The 18,502-nt window shown below is 52.3% G+C and carries 16 protein-coding genes and 2 tRNA genes; 2 read left to right on the top strand and 16 right to left on the bottom strand.

Annotated features, from left to right (window positions below):
* Nucleotides 1-25 precede the first annotated feature (25 nt).
* The 13 genes from truB to rlmE form a co-directional block, all read right to left on the bottom strand.
* On the bottom strand, nucleotides 26-955 hold the full coding sequence (gene truB, locus Q334_RS0103900) for a tRNA pseudouridine(55) synthase TruB (protein ID WP_027312068.1): 930 nt from the start codon (nucleotides 953-955) through the stop codon (nucleotides 26-28).
* The gene (gene rbfA / locus Q334_RS0103895) at nucleotides 948-1,346 is read right to left on the bottom strand and encodes a 30S ribosome-binding factor RbfA (RefSeq protein ID WP_027312067.1); all 399 of its coding nucleotides are present in this window, start codon (nucleotides 1,344-1,346) and stop codon (nucleotides 948-950) included. The genes truB and rbfA overlap by 8 nt, the downstream gene beginning before the upstream one ends.
* A gap of 10 nt (nucleotides 1,347-1,356) precedes the next feature.
* Complete coding sequence (infB, locus tag Q334_RS0103890) at nucleotides 1,357-3,891, bottom strand: translation initiation factor IF-2 (protein ID WP_027312066.1); 2,535 nt, start codon at nucleotides 3,889-3,891, stop codon at nucleotides 1,357-1,359.
* Nucleotides 3,892-3,917: 26 nt separating this feature from the next.
* The gene (gene nusA, locus Q334_RS0103885) at nucleotides 3,918-5,408 is read right to left on the bottom strand and encodes a transcription termination factor NusA (protein WP_027312065.1); all 1,491 of its coding nucleotides are present in this window, start codon (nucleotides 5,406-5,408) and stop codon (nucleotides 3,918-3,920) included.
* A 41-nt stretch (nucleotides 5,409-5,449) separates the two neighbouring features.
* Entirely contained in the window at nucleotides 5,450-5,908 is a 459-nt protein-coding gene (rimP, locus tag Q334_RS0103880; RefSeq protein ID WP_027312064.1) for a ribosome maturation factor RimP, read from the bottom strand.
* A gap of 128 nt (nucleotides 5,909-6,036) precedes the next feature.
* A tRNA-Met gene (locus Q334_RS0103875) sits at nucleotides 6,037-6,113 on the bottom strand.
* An 83-nt stretch (nucleotides 6,114-6,196) separates the two neighbouring features.
* Nucleotides 6,197-6,283 (bottom strand) — tRNA-Leu (locus Q334_RS0103870).
* 16 nt (nucleotides 6,284-6,299) lie between these two features.
* Nucleotides 6,300-6,641 carry a preprotein translocase subunit SecG gene (gene secG / locus Q334_RS0103865; RefSeq protein WP_027312063.1) on the bottom strand — a complete coding sequence of 114 codons (342 nt, stop codon included), beginning with the start codon at nucleotides 6,639-6,641 and terminating at the stop codon, nucleotides 6,300-6,302.
* Nucleotides 6,642-6,653: 12 nt separating this feature from the next.
* Nucleotides 6,654-7,391 (bottom strand): triose-phosphate isomerase, encoded by a 738-nt coding sequence (tpiA, locus tag Q334_RS0103860; RefSeq protein WP_027312062.1) that lies wholly within the window; start codon nucleotides 7,389-7,391, stop codon nucleotides 6,654-6,656.
* A 52-nt stretch (nucleotides 7,392-7,443) separates the two neighbouring features.
* Nucleotides 7,444-8,787, bottom strand: a complete 1,344-nt coding sequence (glmM, locus tag Q334_RS0103855) for a phosphoglucosamine mutase (protein ID WP_027312061.1) — start codon at nucleotides 8,785-8,787, stop codon at nucleotides 7,444-7,446.
* 10 nt (nucleotides 8,788-8,797) lie between these two features.
* On the bottom strand, nucleotides 8,798-9,634 hold the full coding sequence (gene folP / locus Q334_RS0103850; RefSeq protein ID WP_027312060.1) for a dihydropteroate synthase: 837 nt from the start codon (nucleotides 9,632-9,634) through the stop codon (nucleotides 8,798-8,800).
* A 66-nt stretch (nucleotides 9,635-9,700) separates the two neighbouring features.
* Nucleotides 9,701-11,677 carry an ATP-dependent zinc metalloprotease FtsH gene (ftsH, locus tag Q334_RS17920; protein WP_211249492.1) on the bottom strand — a complete coding sequence of 659 codons (1,977 nt, stop codon included), beginning with the start codon at nucleotides 11,675-11,677 and terminating at the stop codon, nucleotides 9,701-9,703.
* A gap of 46 nt (nucleotides 11,678-11,723) precedes the next feature.
* The gene (gene rlmE, locus Q334_RS0103840; protein WP_027312059.1) at nucleotides 11,724-12,344 is read right to left on the bottom strand and encodes a 23S rRNA (uridine(2552)-2'-O)-methyltransferase RlmE; all 621 of its coding nucleotides are present in this window, start codon (nucleotides 12,342-12,344) and stop codon (nucleotides 11,724-11,726) included.
* Between the two features lie 104 nt (nucleotides 12,345-12,448).
* Between rlmE and yhbY the strand changes: the two genes are divergently transcribed.
* On the top strand, nucleotides 12,449-12,760 hold the full coding sequence (gene yhbY / locus Q334_RS0103835) for a ribosome assembly RNA-binding protein YhbY (RefSeq protein ID WP_027312058.1): 312 nt from the start codon (nucleotides 12,449-12,451) through the stop codon (nucleotides 12,758-12,760).
* 65 nt (nucleotides 12,761-12,825) lie between these two features.
* On the opposite strand, the gene greA is transcribed toward yhbY, so the two are convergent.
* From greA to carA, 3 genes are all read right to left on the bottom strand, one after another.
* Complete coding sequence (gene greA / locus Q334_RS0103830; protein WP_027312057.1) at nucleotides 12,826-13,302, bottom strand: transcription elongation factor GreA; 477 nt, start codon at nucleotides 13,300-13,302, stop codon at nucleotides 12,826-12,828.
* Nucleotides 13,299-16,520 carry a carbamoyl-phosphate synthase large subunit gene (gene carB / locus Q334_RS0103825; RefSeq protein WP_027312056.1) on the bottom strand — a complete coding sequence of 1,074 codons (3,222 nt, stop codon included), beginning with the start codon at nucleotides 16,518-16,520 and terminating at the stop codon, nucleotides 13,299-13,301. Before carB ends, greA begins: the two co-directional genes overlap by 4 nt.
* Nucleotides 16,521-16,583: 63 nt before the next feature.
* The gene (gene carA, locus Q334_RS0103820; protein WP_027312055.1) at nucleotides 16,584-17,717 is read right to left on the bottom strand and encodes a glutamine-hydrolyzing carbamoyl-phosphate synthase small subunit; all 1,134 of its coding nucleotides are present in this window, start codon (nucleotides 17,715-17,717) and stop codon (nucleotides 16,584-16,586) included.
* A gap of 258 nt (nucleotides 17,718-17,975) precedes the next feature.
* Here carA and smpB point away from each other — a divergent pair, with 258 nt between their 5' ends.
* Nucleotides 17,976-18,449, top strand: coding sequence for an SsrA-binding protein SmpB (smpB, locus tag Q334_RS0103810; RefSeq protein WP_027312054.1), 474 nt, complete (start codon nucleotides 17,976-17,978; stop codon nucleotides 18,447-18,449).
* The last annotated feature ends 53 nt before the right edge of the window (nucleotides 18,450-18,502 follow it).

The following is an 18,502-nucleotide window of genomic DNA, read 5'->3' as shown; positions in this document are numbered from 1 at the left end:
CATATTTACAGTCTGCGCGCCTCCATCAGGAGGTTCTTACTAACCGGCGGGGCTGAATCACTCCACCCGGCAATACTTCCCCTAAGCCCAGAAAACGCTGTTGCGCTCCCAAAAGCCGTACTCGCTCTTGTGGAGTCAAGTCGGGAATACGCAGACGCTGCCCCTGCAATAGGCGCTCAGCATCGGCGGCGGACAATTGTACTGCATCCAGGTGCAGAACGGCAGTCTCCAGGGGTAATAAACAAGCCTCCAGCGCCGCCAAACTTGGGTCTTGTTCTACCAAATCCTGCAGTTGTTGCAGTGTCCAGGCCTGAGGTAAGGTAAAGCATCCCGCCTGTGTGCGTCGCAGCACCTCAACATGGGCTCCGCAACCTAGCGCCTGGCCAATATCCGCGACCAGGGAGCGAATGTAGGTGCCTTTACTGCAGCTAACCTGCAAATCAAGGTAATCCGCACCCTGCTCTAACAGTTGTAATTCGCCAATATGAACCTGGCGACGCTTGGACTCCATATCCACCTGCTTCCCGGCACGGGCCAACTTATAGAGTGGTTGCCCATCGACTTTTAATGCCGAGTATAGCGGGGGGAGTTGCTCAATATCACCACGAAACTGTGCCAATACCTGCTCCAGCTCTACAGCTGAAATACTCGGCACGGGCAAACGCTGCAACACCTCACCTTCCGCATCCGCCGTTTCGGTGGTAATCCCGAGACGACCGCGCGTTTGATAGGCCTTATCAGCATCAAGCAGCAATTGGGAGTATTTCGTTGCCTCACCAAAGCACAGGGGTAACACCCCTGTTGCTAAAGGATCAAGCGCACCAGTATGGCCCGCTTTAGCAGCTCGAAATAAATGACGAACTTTTTGTAGCGCCTGGTTGGAGGTCATGCCCTGGGGTTTATCCAACACCAGAATACCATGCACCTCCCGCCAGTAATTACCGGCCTTACTCATCCTCGCCCTGATCCTGCTGATCCTGGCGGGACTTATCTTCCCGCATGGCCTGAGTAATCAGACCACTGACATGATTACCCTTTTCCAGGGTGTGATCATAGTGGAAGCGCAGTTGTGGCACGGCCCGTAGACGCATCATCTTGGCTAATTCCGTGCGTAAATAACCTGCCGCCTGGTTCAGTAGTTTCTCCGCCTCACGCGGCGAACTCTGTTCCTGCAATGACAGCATGGTGAAGTACACATCGGCGTACATCATATCTTTGGAAATCTTCACCCCGCTCAGGGTAAGCATACCCAAACGGGGGTCTTTCATTTCCTGTTGCAGTAGCCGAGCCAGATCCCGCTGGATCTGGTCGGCGACACGCAGACTACGGCTAAACTCTTTGGGCATCCGCCACCTCTTAGAGCGTGCGCTCTACAGTGATCACGTCGAACACTTCGATTTGATCACCTACCCGCACGTCATTGTAGTTCTTCACGCCGATACCACACTCCAAGCCCTGGCGTACTTCGTTGACGTTATCCTTGAAGCGGCGCAGAGACTCCAGCTCGCCTTCGAAGATAACCACGTTGTCACGCAGAACACGGATTTTCTTACTGCGGTATACCGTGCCTTCCACCACCATACAGCCAGCCACCTGACCAAACTTGGGCGAACGGAATACATCACGGACTTCGGCAATACCAACGATCTGCTCACGGAACTCGGGTGACAGCATACCGGTGATGGCTTTCTTCACATCATCAATGATGTCGTAAATGACGCTGTAATAGCGCATATCCAAGCCTTCACGCTCAACGATGGTTTTAGCGCCACCGTCAGCACGCACGTTGAAACCGAAGACAACGGCATTAGATGCCAGCGCCAGGTTAACGTCAGACTCAGAAATACCACCCACACCGCCAGAAACGATATTAACCTTCACTTCTTCGTTCGACAGATCAGTCAAGGCACCCATTAAGGCTTCCAGCGAACCACGAACGTCAGTCTTGATGACGACATTCAGGTTAGCCTGCTTGTCAGAGCCCATATTTTCAAACAGGTTATCCAGCTTGGCTGCCTGCTGACGCGCCAGTTTCACATCACGGAACTTGCCTTGACGGAACAGCGCAACCTCACGAGCTTTCTTCTCGGAGCTCACAACGGTGAACTCATCACCGGCATCCGGCGCCCCATCCAAGCCAAGAATCTCGACCGGAATAGAGGGACCTGCTTCGTTGATACTCTGTCCGGCTTCATCCAGCATGGCTCGCACACGACCATAGTACATGCCGGCCAACACGATATCGCCCTTACGCAGGGTACCCTGCTGCACCAGCACCGTTGCCACAGTACCACGCCCTTTATCCAGACGAGACTCGACAACAGTACCGCGACCAGGCGCAGAAGGAGTTGCCTTCAGTTCCATGATCTCAGCAACCAACAGTACGGTTTCCAGCAGGTCATCAATTCCTTGCCCTGACTTGGCCGATACATGAACAAACTCAGTGTCACCACCCCAGCTAGTGGGAATAACGCCACGAGAGGCCAGCTCAGAGGTCACCTTATCGGGATCCGCCGCTTCTTTATCGATCTTGTTGATCGCCACAACCAGAGGAACGCCTGCCGCTTTAGCGTGCTGGATTGCCTCTTCGGTCTGCGGCATCACACCATCATCGGCCGCCACAACCAGAATAACGATATCCGTAACCTTGGCCCCACGTGCACGCATGGCAGTAAAGGCAGCGTGTCCAGGAGTATCCAGGAAGGTCACCATGCCACGGTCAGTGTTGACATGGTAAGCACCAATATGCTGGGTAATACCACCCGACTCACCTGCAGCAACACGGGTACGACGAATATAATCAAGCAAGGAGGTCTTACCATGGTCAACGTGGCCCATTACGGTTACCACAGGCGCACGGGTTTCCTCTTGCCCCTGGAAGCTAGCCTGCTCATCCAGCAGAGCATCCTCCAGCGCATTCTCGTTCAGGATCTTGACCTTGTGGCCCATTTCTTCGACCACCAGCGTGGCTGTGTCCTGATCCAGTACCTGGTTGATGGTCGCCATCGCGCCCATCTTAAACATCACTTTAATCACTTCAGCCGCTTTGACTGACATTTTGTCAGCCAGTTCAGCGACAGTAATGGTTTCGCCAAGGGTAACTTCACGCACAACCGGAGCAGTCGGCTTTTCGAAAGCATGCTGGTTACGTGAAGGCTTGGGTTTCTTCATTCGCGAGCTACCGCCGCGACGAGTACCGCCCTTACGACGACCATCATCAAAGTCTTCATCATCACCGCCAGTACGGCCACGCCCGGCAGTCTTGACGCCTTTACGGGCATTGGCACGATCTTCCTCATCGCGCTCTTTGCCTTTTCCGGCTTTTTCCTTAACGGCTTTACGCTTTTTATCACCTTCGCCACTTTCAGCAGCCTGAGCTTCAGCAATACGCTTAGCCTGTTCTTCCTTTTCGCGCTGCTGACGAGCTAGCTCTTCCTGCTTCTGGCGAGCTGCATCTTCTTCCGCCTGACGCTTAGCTTCCTGTTCAGCACGTTTACTATCTTCAACCGCCTTCTGGCGCTGCTGACGCTCTTGCTCAGCTGTCTGCTGCTCTTGCTGAGCTTGCTGTTCGGCCTCTTCACGCTTCACATAGGTACGCTTCTTGCGCACTTCGATGTTCACGGTCTTCTTCTTGCCTGAAGAGTTGCTGACCTTCAGTTGACTGGTGGTCTTGCGCTTCAGAGTAATTTTACGCGGTGCGGAGTCATCTTCAGACTCTTCATCGCCACCGTGACTACGCTTCAAGTGTTGTAAGAGCGTCATACGCTCTTTCTCTGATACCACATCAGTAGCACGGCCATGTTCAAGACCCGCTTCCTGCATTTGGCTCAGCAAACGCTCAACGGGCACACCAACCACTTCGGCTAGTTGTTGTACTGTTACTTCCGCCATCTATTGGCCTCCTTCATCCGTTGCGTTTACTGCTCTTGGGCAAACCAGGGCGCGCGGGCGGTCATGATCAGCTCAGCAGCTCGTTCTTCAGTCATTTCTTCGATATCGAGCAGATCATCGATGGATTGTTCGGCCAAATCTTCCATGGTGATCACACCACGGCTGGCCAGCACATAGGCTAAGTGCTTATCCATCCCATCCATTGTCAGTAGGTCTTCCGCGGGTTCTGCGTCTTCTAGCTTCTCTTCAGATGCAATCGCCAGGTTCAGCAACGCATCCTTAGCACGACTCCGCAGCTCTTCCGCTACCTCTTCATCCAGCCCTTCTACTTCCAAGAGCTCCTCTTTGGGGACATAGGCAACTTCCTCCAGGGAGGTAAAGCCTTGCTCCACCAGGAGCGCGGCAAAGTCTTCATCAATGTCCAAGTGAGTAATGAACATGTCCACCAGTTCGCCGGTTTCTTCCTGCTGTTTGGCGGCGGCATCTTCTTCACTCATTACATTCAGCGTCCATCCGGTCAACTCACTGGCCAGACGGACGTTTTGACCACTACGACCAATCGCCTGAGCTAAGTGCTCACTGGCAACGGCAACGTCCATGGTGTGGGAGTCTTCATCCACGATAATGGAAGCGACATCCGCAGGGGCCATCGCATTAATGACGTACTGCGCAGGGTTGTCATCCCACAGCACGATATCAATACGCTCACCCTTTAACTCATTCGAAACAGCTTGCACCCGCGCACCACGCATACCTACGCAGGCACCAACGGGGTCAATCCGCCCATCATTGGTTTTCACCGCAATCTTGGCACGCACACCAGGGTCCCGAGCAGCACCTTTAATCTCAATCACTTCTTCCGCGATTTCCGGTACTTCGATACGGAACAGCTCAATCAGCATTTCAGGGCATGCGCGGCTCAGCACCAACTGAGGGCCACGGCCTTCAGAACGCACTTCTTTTAACAATGCACGTACACGCTCACCGGTACGGAAAGCTTCCCGTGGAATTAACTCTTCCCGGGGCAGAATCGCTTCGGCATTATTGCCCAAATCAACGATAATATTGTCTCGGGTTACTTTCTTGACGGTAGTGGTAATCAGCTCACCCAGGCGGTCACGGTATTCATTAACTACCTTGGCACGTTCAGCTTCACGCACTTTCTGGATGATTACCTGACGAGCGGTCTGTGCAGCGATACGACCAAAGGCGATCGATTCAATCTGCTCTTCGTAAGTATCGCCAGGCTGCAATGCCGTATCGATCTCTTCCGCTTCCTGCAGAGTTAACTCAGTCCCCAATGCCGGTACGACTTCATTCGATACCACCAACCAACGACGGAAAGTATCGTAGTCACCCGTTTTACGGTTGATCGCAACCCGAATTTCCACTTCTTCTTCAAAGCGTTTCTTGGTTGCAGTGGCCAAGGCCAACTCAATGGCTTCGAAGATCACTTCTTTCGACACGTCTTTTTCGTTAGACAGTGCTTCGACCACATTCAGAATTTCTTTGTTCATGCCCCTGCCTCGCTTTGTAAGCAGCTACTCGCTGACAATCCTTAAAATTCCGGTACCACATTGGCCTTTTCGATTAACTCGTAAGGCAACAAGTATTCGGTACTCTCCACCTGCAACACGATCTCATCATTTTCGATCCCGTTCAGGCGCCCCACAAACTTTCGCCGCCCTTCAAAGGGCATGCGCAAGCGCAATTTCACTAGGCTACCGATATAACCCTGGAACTGTTCCAGATTAAACAGCGGGCGATCCATACCTGGCGAGGAAACCTCCAGCACATACTCACCGGCAATAGGGTCTTCTACATCCAGTATGGCGCTGGCTTGACGGCTAACGCTGGCGCAATCATCAACATTGATACCCACATCGGGCTTATCAATATAAATACGTAAAACGCTGTTGCGACCCTGATTTAAAAACTCGAGTCCCCACAACACAAAGCCCAGCCCGGTCACCACGGGCTCAAGCATCTTGATCAGTGCTAATTCTTTCGTTGACACCTGAATTCACCTCAGCCGTACGAAGCACAAATAAAAAATGGGTCCAAGACCCATTTCCTCTGCCCCTAGGGGCTTTCTCCGTACCTAACAAAAAACCCCTAAAGAGGGGTTTCTTGCAGAGAAAATGTTGGTTGCGGGGGCCGGATTTGAACCGACGACCTTCGGGTTATGAGCCCGACGAGCTACCAAGCTGCTCCACCCCGCGTCCACGTGCAAAAAACGCAAGCGCAAATCTTACTCCTGCGTCATTACTCTTGCAACAGAGAGCCCACCAGGCTCTGTAAAAAATGGTGCCGAAGGCGGGACTTGAACCCGCACGACCTGACGGTCACTACCCCCTCAAGATAGCGTGTCTACCAATTCCACCACTTCGGCTTTTATCTATTACTGATCAGTGATCAGTTTTTTGAGGCTGATCCAGATCAGGCAAAGCTGCTTGTTCTTGCACTTGCTGCTCAATTACTTGCGCAGCAGGCACGCCAGCATCTTGTACCTTAGTTACTTTTTGCTTGGCATAAATAGCCAAAACAAAGCTAGTCAGAAAAAGACCCGCAGCAATAGCCGCAGACAACTTACCCAAAAACGAGCCGGAACCCTGACTACCAAAAACGGTTTGAGACGCACCCGAACCGAAAGCGGCACCCGCGTCCGCCCCCTTACCCTGCTGCAACAGCACAAGAGCAATAAAGGCAATCGCCAAAGCAAAGTGCACAACTAAAATCAAAGTTTCCATCTGCTACCACTCTCACTGCCGCGCACGGCAGATGGCAATAAATTCATTTAGCTTCAAGGAAGCTCCACCAACCAGACCACCATCAACATCAGGCTGGGCAAAAATCTCTGCAGCATTCTCTGCCTTAACACTGCCACCATACAAGATAGCAACACTGTCGGCCTGTGCACCCAATTGCTTGCGCAACCAGTTACGAATAGCTTGGTGCATTTGCTGAGCCTGTTCGGGACTAGCAGTCAAGCCAGTACCTATTGCCCAAACTGGCTCATAAGCAATAACTGACTTAGCAAGCAAATCTGCGCCAGCCACATCCAGCACAGCCTGCAGCTGAGCAAAAACGACTTCTTCAGCCTGTCCCTGCTCACGCTCAACCAGCGACTCCCCAACACATAACATCGGAGTCAAACCAGCGCGAAGCGCAGCCAAAAACTTCTGCGCCACCACTTCATTGGATTCAGCATAGAGGGAGCGACGCTCAGAATGTCCAACCAGCACATAGGCACAGCCTACATCAGCTAGCATTTCCGCCGAGACTTCACCAGTGAAGGCTCCTTGCACCTCAACCGCCACATCCTGCGCACCAAACTTCAGCCCAGGAGCAGCCTTTGCTACCACATCCAAATAAACATAAGGAGGAAATACTACCACATCAGCATCCACATCTAGCTTAGCCAGACCTGTCGCCAACTGTTCGGCAGACTCACGAGTACCGTGCATCTTCCAGTTACCCGCAACAATTTTAGGTCGCATGGCACCCCCTCATGATCGAAGCGGCGCCAATACTACCCAAGTTATCAGGCACTTACAAGCCCTGATAACACTTTTCCACAGCTGCTGCGAGGTGCTGACAAAGACGCTCCATCTCAGCTGCGTCACCATGCTCAATCGTGACACGAATTTTCGGCTCTGTCCCCGAAGCACGCAACACCACTCGCCCAGCCCCTTCAATTTGTTGCTGCACACGCTGCAGCTCTGCCACTAATTCAGGAATACTTTGCGGATCACGGCGTTCAGCGACACGCACATTAATGGTTTTTTGCGGCACCCGCTGCATCACTTTACGGGCATCCGCTAAGCTCACACCCTGTCGTGCTAATGCGGCCAACACCTGAAGCGCTGCAATAATGCCATCACCGGTAGAGTGCAAATGGCGACAAACGATATGACCCGAAGCTTCACCACCTAACCACCACTCACGGCTCAATAACTGCTCCATAACATAGCGGTCCCCCACCTGGGCACGCACAAAGGGAATGCCCCTTTTGTGCAATACCTGCTCCAGGCCAAAGTTGGTCATCAAGGTTCCAACCACCCCACCCTGCAACTCACCCCGCTCTTGCATATCCAGCGCAATCAGCAGCAAAATTTCATCGCCATCAACGACAGTGCCATGATGATCCACCATCACAACTCTGTCTCCATCACCATCAAAGGCGATTCCCAGATCTGCCTGCTCTTGCAACACCATTCGACGCAGGGCTTCCGGCTCCGTCGAACCCACCCCATCATTAATGTTGATACCATTAGGCTTGCAGGCAATCTCCACCACCTGCGCCCCTAGCTCTTGAAATACATTAGGAGCTAAGTGGTAGGTAGCGCCATGCGCACAATCCACCACAATTTTCATGCCACGCAAGCTTAGACGATTACTTAGGGTACTCTTACAAAACTCAATATAGCGCCCAGCCGCATCATCAACACGCTTGGCTTTCCCCAAACTTGCAGGCGATACCATGGCGAAAGGCTCATCCAGCATAGCCTCTATCTGCAGCTCAACCTCGTCCGGCAACTTAGTCCCTTCGGCTGAGAAAAACTTGATGCCATTATCTTCGAACGGGTTATGTGAAGCGCTGATTACAATACCCGCAGCACACTGAAAGGTGCGTGCTAAATAAGCAATCGCCGGCGTTGGCATGGGTCCAAGCAAAAGCACATCCACCCCAGCTGCCGACAAGCCAGCCTCCAAAGCGGACTCAAACATATAACCAGATAAGCGAGTATCTTTACCGATCACGATACGGCTGCGTCCCTGCTTAGCAAAAACCTTGCCTGCCGCCCACCCCAGCTTCATGACAAACTCAGGGGTAATAGGAAACTCCCCCACACGCCCACGAATCCCATCAGTACCAAAATATTTACGTGACATCTTGTTGTCCTTATCGCTCTTCCATCACTGCAGCCGCCATACGCAATGCGTCCACAGTCGCCGCCACATCGTGCACCCGAAAAATCCTAGCCCCACGCTCATAAGCCATGACCGCCAGCGCCAGGCCACCCGCCAAGCGCTGATCGACCGTTTTACCCGTCACCTGACCTATCATAGATTTACGCGATACCCCTATCAGCAAGGGATAGTCCAGCTCAGTAAGCTCTACCAAAGACTGCATCAAACGCAAGTTATGAGACAGTGACTTACCAAAACCAAAACCGGGATCCAACACTATTTGTTCGGCGGCTATACCGTATTCCTGACAACGACAGGCTCGCTCCAACAGAAAACTCTTAACCTGCTTCACCACATCTTGATATTCAGGTGCAGACTGCATGGTTTGAGGCTCGCCCTGCATATGCATCACACACAGGGGGATAGACGCAGCTGCCGCCGCTTCTAATGCTCCAGGGCGCTGAAATGCACGAACATCATTCAACATTGCCGCCCCCGCCCTGGCTGAGGAAGTCATCACTGCTGGCGTGCTACTATCAACCGACACCCAAACATCCAAACGGGCTGCAATCGCCTCTACAACCGGCACCACCCGCTCAATTTCCTCCTGCTCTGACACAGGAGCTGCACCTGGACGAGTTGACTCCCCACCCACGTCAATAATGGCAGCCCCCTCATGCATCATCTGCTCTGCCAAAAACAACGCTTTATCAAGGGTTTTATACACCCGACCGCCATCCGAGAAAGAGTCCGGGGTGACATTTAAAATCCCCATCACCTGTGGCTGACTCAAGCTTAGCTGTCGCCCTTTGCTAATCAGTTGCGCCATGCATACCCCCAAACAAAAACAGGCTGACATTATGCCAGCCTGTTTATCACAGCCGAAACCTTTCTATTAGTGCAGCGGCTTACCCATATCCGGGTGCTGATCCTGACTGCGATCTTCCTTATCATCCGCTGAATCTGCAGCCTCATCTGCTTGATCCTTAGATTCAACAGCCTCTTCAGCTTTCCCTTGCCCCGTTGAAGATGCAGGCGGATCTTTTGGAGAATCCTGCCAGCCTTCCGGAGGAGTCACTTCTTTACGCGCCATCAGTTCGTCAATCTGTTTAGCATCGAGCGTTTCAAACTTAATCAAGGCTTCTGCCATCGCATCAAGAATATCGCGATTTTCTTCCAAAACCTGCCATGATCGCTTGTAGCACTCATCAATGACGTTGCGCACTTCCTCATCGATCAATTTAGCCGTCTCACCGGAATAACCCTTTCCTGGCGCACCCGCACCGCGACCAAATGGATCCGCATCCTCATCACCATAGAGCAACGGCCCCAATTTATCCGACAACCCCCAACGGGTGATCATATTACGCGCCAACTGAGTAGCACGCTGAATATCATTGGAGGCCCCTGTGGTCACGCCGTTTTTACCAAGAGTCATTTCCTCAGCAATACGCCCACCATAAAGGCTACAGATCTGACTAAGGATAGCCTGCTTACTGTGGCTATAACGATCCTCTTCCGGCAGGAACATAGTCACGCCCAAGGCTCGTCCACGAGGAATAATGGTCACTTTATAAACAGGATCATGTTCTGGCATCAAACGACCAACAATCGCATGACCCGCTTCATGATAAGCCGTATTCAGACGCTCTTTATGGCTCATCACCATAGATTTGCGCTCAGCCCCCATCATGATCTTGTCTTTCGCCTTGTCCAGCAGCTGCATCGTCACTAAACGCTGGTTAGCGCGAGCAGCAAAGAGTGCCGCCTCGTTGACCAAGTTGGCCAAATCAGCCCCTGAGAAGCCTGGCGTTCCTCGAGCAATCAGATCAGGACGTACATCATCCGCTACTGGCACCTTGCGCATGTGCACTTTCAGAATGGACTCACGCCCACGAATATCAGGCAACCCAACATGAACCTGACGATCAAAACGACCGGGACGCAGCAGTGCCGCATCCAACACATCCGGACGGTTAGTTGCAGCGATTACGATAATGCCTTCGTTACCCTCAAAACCATCCATTTCCACCAACAACTGGTTCAGGGTCTGCTCACGCTCATCATGCCCACCACCCATGCCAGAGCCGCGATGACGTCCAACCGCGTCAATTTCATCGATAAAGATAATGCAAGGTGCTTGTTTTTTTGCCTGCTCAAACATGTCACGCACACGAGACGCACCCACACCTACAAACATTTCAACGAAATCAGAACCGGAAATGCTGAAAAATGGCACCTTAGCTTCACCAGCAATGGCGCGGGCCAGCAGAGTCTTACCAGTACCAGGAGGGCCTGCCATCAGCACACCACGAGGGATTTTACCGCCCAAGCGCTGAAACTTACCGGGATCTTTAAGGAAATCGACAAGCTCTTTAACGTCTTCTTTCGCTTCATCCACTCCCGCCACGTCTGCGAAAGTGGTTTTAATCTGATCTTCGCTCATCAGACGGGCACGGCTCTTGCCAAATGACATAGGGCCGCCTTTACCACCGCCCCCCTGCATTTGCCGCATAAAGAACATGAAGATGGCAATGATGACCAGGATGGGGAAGCTTGCAACCAACAGCTGAGTCCAGATGCTTTGCTGCTCAGGCATCTTACCCTCAACAATCACCCCATGCTGCAGCAAGTCATCAATCAGCTTAGGATCCTGTACAGCCGGACGAACCGTTTCAAAGCGATCCCCCCCTACACGAGTCCCCTGAATGATGTAGCCATCAATCACAACTCGACTGACCCGATCTGCCTGCACTTCTGCAACAAAATCAGAATAATTCAAACGCTGACCATCAGATTCAACGCTGAAGTTATTAAACACCGTTAACAGCACCGCAGCGATAATGAGCCACAGCACCAGATTTTTTGCCATATCGTTCAAGAGCCTTTCCTCTTCAACCTATAAAACATTGGCGGCCTCAGCCACGAAACCCTTTCGCCACCAGATAGACCTCACGGGAGCGTGCTCTTGAGGCATCCGGCTTACGTGTCAGCACCTGAGCAAAGCTGTCACGCAATGCCTGCATATACTCCTGAAACCCCTCTCCTTGGAACACCTTGGCGACAAAGATACCATTGGGTTTCAATACCGTACACGCCAGATCCAGCGCCAGTTCTACCAAGTACATGGCTTTGGGCTGGTCGATACTGGAATTACCACTCATATTGGGGGCCATGTCCGAAATTACAAGATCGGCCTGTTCACCCCCCATCGCCTCCAAGATTGCCTGATACACCGCATCCTCGGTGAAGTCTCCCTGAATAAAGGTGACGCCAGGTAAGGCATCCATCGACAAGATGTCAGAAGCTATTACAACCCCCTGACTTCCTACCAACTCCGCCACCACCTGTGACCAACCTCCAGGAGCTGCCCCCAAGTCTACTACACGCATCCCCTGCCGAAACAGGCGATCCTTCTCGTGCAATTCCAACAATTTGTAACTGGCGCGGGAACGATAGCCTTCCTGCTGAGACTTTTTGACATAGACATCATCAAAGTGCTCTTTGAGCCAACGGCCACTGCTTTTTGAACGCGCCAAGGATCTACTCCAACCAACTTCTAGAAAAATGCTACTCTTAACTAGGCCAATTCAGTAAAATTGGCTACTTTCGCAATATAGACACGAGTGTCGAACACGCAATTATGAGCTTATCGATTGAAGAAAAAAAGCGCCTGCGCGGCCTAGGCCACCAGCTTAAGCCGGTAGTCTACGTCTCTGACCGGGGGCTTTCCGAAGGCGTCGTCCAGGAAACCGACCGCGCCCTGGAAGATCACGAACTAATCAAAGTCAAATTCAGCATTCCAGATCGCGAGGTGAAACGCGAGGTAATGCAGGATCTGGCCAAGGTGTGCGAAGCCGAACTGATCCATGTCATTGGCAATATTGGCTTATTCTTCCGCAAAGCACTGAAACCCAACCCCAAGCTGTCTAACCTACAACGCCTTGGCTATTGATCAGTGGATTTGTAAAACAAAAAAGAGCGCACTAAGCGCTCTTTTTTATGCCGTCATGGCAGTGATTACTGGTAATCCACCCCAGCAATCTCATACTCCACAACGCCATTAGGGGTTTTCACCGCCACGACCTCACCTTCCTCTTTGCCGATCAAAGCACGAGCAATCGGTGAGTTGACAGAAATCTTACCAACCTTTAGATCCGCCTCGTCATCACCTACGATTTGATAACGGACTTCTCCATCGGTTTCCAGGTTGATCAGCTCAACGGTTACGCCGAAGATAACCTTGCCCGTTTTAGGCAGGGTTGTCACATCAATCACCTGAGCACTCGCCAGCTTGGATTCGATCTCTTTGATACGCCCTTCGCAAAAACCCTGCTGCTCACGGGCAGCATGATATTCCGCGTTTTCTTTCAAATCACCATGCTCCCGAGCCTCAGCAATAGCAGCAATGATACGGGGGCGATCGACCGTCTTCAGACGAGCGAGCTCCTCACGCAGCATACGCTCGCCCTGCACGGTCATAGGGATCTTACTCATACTTCAACACTCGCATGAAGGTCCTGTAAGCGATGGACCTGACTCAGTTCACCAAAACGCAGCGCCATACAGATCGCAGTAGCGCCAGCCAGCGTCGTAGTATACGGAATCTTATGCTGAAGTGCAGAGCGGCGAATCAAAGAAGAGTCCTCAATTGCCTGACGCCCTTCGGTCGTATTAACCACATAGGCGATTTCGTCATTTTTAATCATGTCGACGATATTGGGACGCCCTTCGGTGACTTTATTGACCACTTCAGCCTGCAGACCCGCTTCCGTCAGCACGCGGTGCGTACCACTGGTAGCCACCAGACTGAAGCCCAAGGCGAGCAGATCACGAGCCACCATGGCAACACTACCCTTATCACTCTCGCGCACGCTCAGGAATGCCTTACCCAACTTGGGCAATTTCTCACCAGCACCCAGCGTTGCTTTAGCAAAGGCCTCGGCAAAGCTCGCACCCACCCCCATCACTTCACCCGTAGATTTCATTTCCGGACTCAGGATAGGGTCGACGCCTGGGAACTTATTGAAGGGGAAAACAGCCTCTTTAACAGAGTAATAAGGCGGCACGATTTCACGAGTAAAGCCCTGCTGTTCCAGGCTACTTCCCGCCATCGCGCGGGCAGCAACTTTCGCCAGCGACTGACCAATACACTTGGAGACAAAAGGCACAGTACGGGAGGCACGCGGATTCACCTCAATCACATACACATGGCCATCCTGCCAGGCCAACTGTACGTTCATCAGGCCCACTACTCCTAGCTCAATGGCCATTTTCTTGACCATCTCACGCATTTCATCCTGCACATTCTTCGGCAAGCTGTAAGGAGGCAATGAGCACGCCGAGTCACCGGAGTGCACCCCACACTCTTCAATGTGCTGCATGATGGCACCAATCACCACCTGCTGACCATCACTGACCGCATCGATATCCACTTCAATGGCATTATTAAGGAAGCGATCCAACAACACCGGCGCTTCGTTAGAAACCTGCACCGCCGTATTCATATAACGACGCAGCTCATCTTCCTTGTGCACGATTTCCATTGCCCGCCCACCCAATACATAGGAAGGGCGAACTACCAGCGGATAACCAATTTGCTCAGCAGCCCGCACAGCTTCATCCAGACTACGCACGGTGGCATTAGCAGGCTGTTTCAGCTCCAGCTTTTGCAACATATGCTGGAAGCGCTCACGGTCCTCAGCCCGGTCGATCGCATCCGGCGTAGTCCCAATGATGGGCACGCCAGCCTCTTCCAGCGCAACTGCCAACTTCAGCGGCGTCTGACCGCCGAATTGCACGATCACCCCTTTGGGCTGTTCTACCTTGACGATTTCCAATACATCTTCCAAGGTCACCGGTTCAAAATAGAGGCGATCAGAGGTGTCATAATCGGTGGAAACCGTCTCAGGGTTGCAGTTAACCATGATGGTTTCATAGCCATCTTCACGCATGGCCAAGGCCGCATGAACGCAGCAGTAATCAAACTCAATACCCTGACCGATACGATTTGGGCCACCACCTAAAACCATGATCTTGTCACGATTGCTGGGGTTGGCTTCGCACTCTTCCTCATAAGTGGAATACATATAAGCGGTGTCAGTGGCGAACTCAGCGGCACAGGTGTCGACCCGCTTATAAACCGGATGCACACCCAACGCCCAACGACGCTTACGCAGCTCCTTCTCGCTAACCCCCATCAGCTCCGCCAAGCGAGCATCAGAGAAGCCTTTACGCTTGATACGCCACAGGTTATCACGCTCCAGGTCAGCTAAGCCCAGCTTACTGATACGCTGTTCTTCTTTGACCAGATCCTCTACCTGAACCAAGAACCAGGGATCGATACCAGACAGCTGGTAAATTTCTTCCTGGGTCATACCGAAGCGGAAGGCATCCGCCAGATACCAAATACGATCAGCACCCGGTGTCTTCAGCTCACGCACTAAGCGATCACGCGCCTCAGAGTCGGTTAAATCCTGTACCGGATTTAACCCGGTTTTACCCACTTCCAGACCACGCAATGCTTTTTGCAGGGATTCTTGGAAAGTACGGCCAATCGCCATCACTTCACCCACAGATTTCATTTGGGTGGTTAAACGATCATTAGCCTGAGGGAACTTTTCAAAGGTAAAACGCGGCACCTTGGTAACGACATAATCGATTGAGGGCTCGAACGATGCAGGCGTACGCCCGCCGGTAATATCGTTCTGCAATTCATCCAGGGTATAGCCAACCGCCAGCTTGGCCGCAATTTTAGCAATAGGGAACCCGGTGGCTTTGGAGGCCAACGCAGAAGAACGCGACACCCGCGGGTTCATCTCAATCACCACCATCCGTCCCGTTTTAGGATCAATCCCAAACTGGACGTTAGAACCACCGGTTTCTACACCGATCTCACGCAAAACCGCCAAAGACGCATTACGCATCAGTTGATATTCTTTATCGGTTAGCGTTTGTGCCGGCGCAACAGTAATGGAGTCACCGGTATGCACGCCCATGGCGTCAAAGTTTTCAATCGCGCAGACGATGATGCAGTTGTCGTTACGATCACGCACCACCTCCATTTCATACTCTTTCCAACCGATCAGCGACTCGTCAATCAGCAGCTCATTGGTCGGCGACATATCCAGACCGCGCAAGCAGATCTCTTCAAACTCTTCTTTATTGTAAGCGATACCGCCGCCTGATCCCCCCATGGTAAAAGAAGGACGAATGATGCAAGGGAAGCCAATATCTTCCTGCACCTTCCAGGCCTCTTCCATGCTATGGGCGATAGAGGCACGCGGACACTCCAGGCCAATCTTGCGCATGGCCACGTCAAAACGATCGCGATTTTCAGCCTTGTCGATGGTGTCAGCATTAGCGCCGATCATTTCCACCCCAAACTTGGCCAACACACCTTCGCGCTCCAGCGCCAGGGCACAGTTCAGCGCAGTCTGTCCACCCATCGTAGGTAGAATCGCATCAGGGCGTTCTTTTTCGATAATCCGCGCGACGGTTTGCCAGGTAATCGGCTCAATATAAGTGGAGTCCGCCATCGCGGGGTCTGTCATGATGGTGGCCGGATTAGAGTTCACCAGAATGACGCGATAGCCCTCTTCTCGCAGGGCTTTACAAGCCTGAGCACCGGAGTAGTCAAACTCACAGGCCTGGCCAATCACAATGGGGCCGGCCCCAATGATCAGGATACTTTTAATGTCTGTACGTTTAGGCATAGGTCGTTACCGCAAAGCTGGTTCTGTCAGGCCGCCATCACAGCGGCCAAGGTAGCGCCTGAATCAGCGCTGCGCCCGATAGGCCTTAATGTGGTCAATAAAGCGATCAAACAGGGGCGCAACATCATGGGGACCAGGGCTGGCCTCCGGGTGACCTTGAAAACTAAAGGCCGCTTTATCAGTACGCTCAATCCCTTGTAGTGAGCCATCAAATAAAGACTTATGGGTTGCCCTCAGGTTGGCCGGCAAACTGCTTTCATCCACAGCAAAACCATGGTTCTGACTGGTGATCATTACCACCTTAGAGTCCAAATCCTGCACAGGGTGGTTACCGCCATGATGACCAAACTTCATTTTTGCGGTCTTGGCACCACTTGCCAAAGCCAACAACTGATGCCCCAAGCAGATGCCAAACACCGGCACCTGAGTCTGCAGAATTTCACTAATCGCTGTGATGGCATAGTCGCAAGGCTCAGGATCGCCAGGGCCGTTCGAAAGAAACACACCATCAGGATTGAGCTTCAACACTTCGGCGGCAGAAGTCTGTGCAGGCACGACCGTCAGACGGCAACCACGTGCAGCCAGCATGCGCAGAATATTGCGCTTCACGCCATAGTCAAACGCAACCACATGATAGGGCTGTTGGGCAGGAGTAGTGTGGCCTTGCCCCAACTCCCATACCCCTTCTGTCCATTGATAGGGCTCCGTCACGGTCACTTCCTTGGCTAAATCCATGCCCTTCAGACCGGGAAAAGCTTTAGCCGCTGCAATGGCAGCCTGCTCATCCACATCACCAGCCATGATGCAGCCGTTTTGCGCACCTTTTTCGCGCAAAATGCGAGTCAGGCGTCGGGTATCAATATCAGCAATACCCAAAATGTTACGTGCTTTCAGATAGTCATCCAGCGCGGCTTCATTACGGAAGTTACTGGCTAGCAAAGGCAGGTCGCGAATTACCAAGCCTGCGGCGTAAATTTGGGTCGACTCTTCGTCTTCGTGGGTGGTACCGGTATTACCGATATGGGGATAAGTGAGGGTGACAATTTGGCGGGCGTAGGAGGGATCGGTGAGAATTTCCTGATATCCGGTCATGGAAGTATTAAAAACAACTTCCCCAACCGACTGGCCATCAGCGCCAATCGCAACCCCCCGGAATATAGAGCCATCTTCAAGGGCCAGAATGGCTGGTTTAGACAATGCTACCTCCCGGCATGAGCGCAACAGTAGTGGTGGTCACAGGTGTAAAAAAGCGAGATGAAACCAATTAAGTCGCATCTCGCCTTTTGCTGTCTGGGAAAACTGACCAACCGTCAAAAATCGGCCAGCTAAATCTTCTGTATGATAAGCACTCTCCCTTTAGGTGTCTACCCCTAAACGACCAACTGCTTGCAAGCCTTCATTCCCGCCAGCTTTTTGCGCATAATGGGCGCCCAGTTCGTTAATGTGCCCAAGTCCATGAGCAAGAAGAAAAAATCCTCCGGTGATAATGTCATCGCGCAAAATAAACGCGCGCGCCATGACTATCATATTGAAGAACGCTTCGAAGCGGGTGTGGCCTTGATGGGCTGGGAAGTCAAAAGTCTGCGCGCGGGCCGCGCCAGCCTGGTAGATACCTATGTACTGGTCAAGGATGGCGAAGTTTGGCTAGTGGGCACCCATATCAGCCCTCTGCTTTCTGCTTCCACCCATGTGGTCTGCAACCCATTGCGCGATCGTAAGCTGCTATTACACGGACGCGAAATTGATCGCTTGGCCACCGCCATCTCCCAGAAAGGCTACACTTGCGTCCCACTTTCCCTCTATTGGAAAGGTCATCTGGTTAAGTGCGACATCGCCTTAGTGAAGGGTAAAAAAGAATACGACAAACGCGATACCGAACGTGAACGCGATTGGCAACGACAGAAAGAGCGTTTAATGAAACACGGCTAGCTCTTGCCAAGACCAATAAAGCATAAAGGCGCTTAACACAGCGCCTTTATCGT

It is taken from the genome of Balneatrix alpica DSM 16621 (genome assembly GCF_000619885.1).
GTDB lineage: Bacteria > Pseudomonadota > Gammaproteobacteria > Pseudomonadales > Balneatricaceae > Balneatrix > Balneatrix alpica.
Note: the sequence above shows the minus strand (reverse complement) of the source record. Positions and strands in the feature narration are given on the sequence as shown.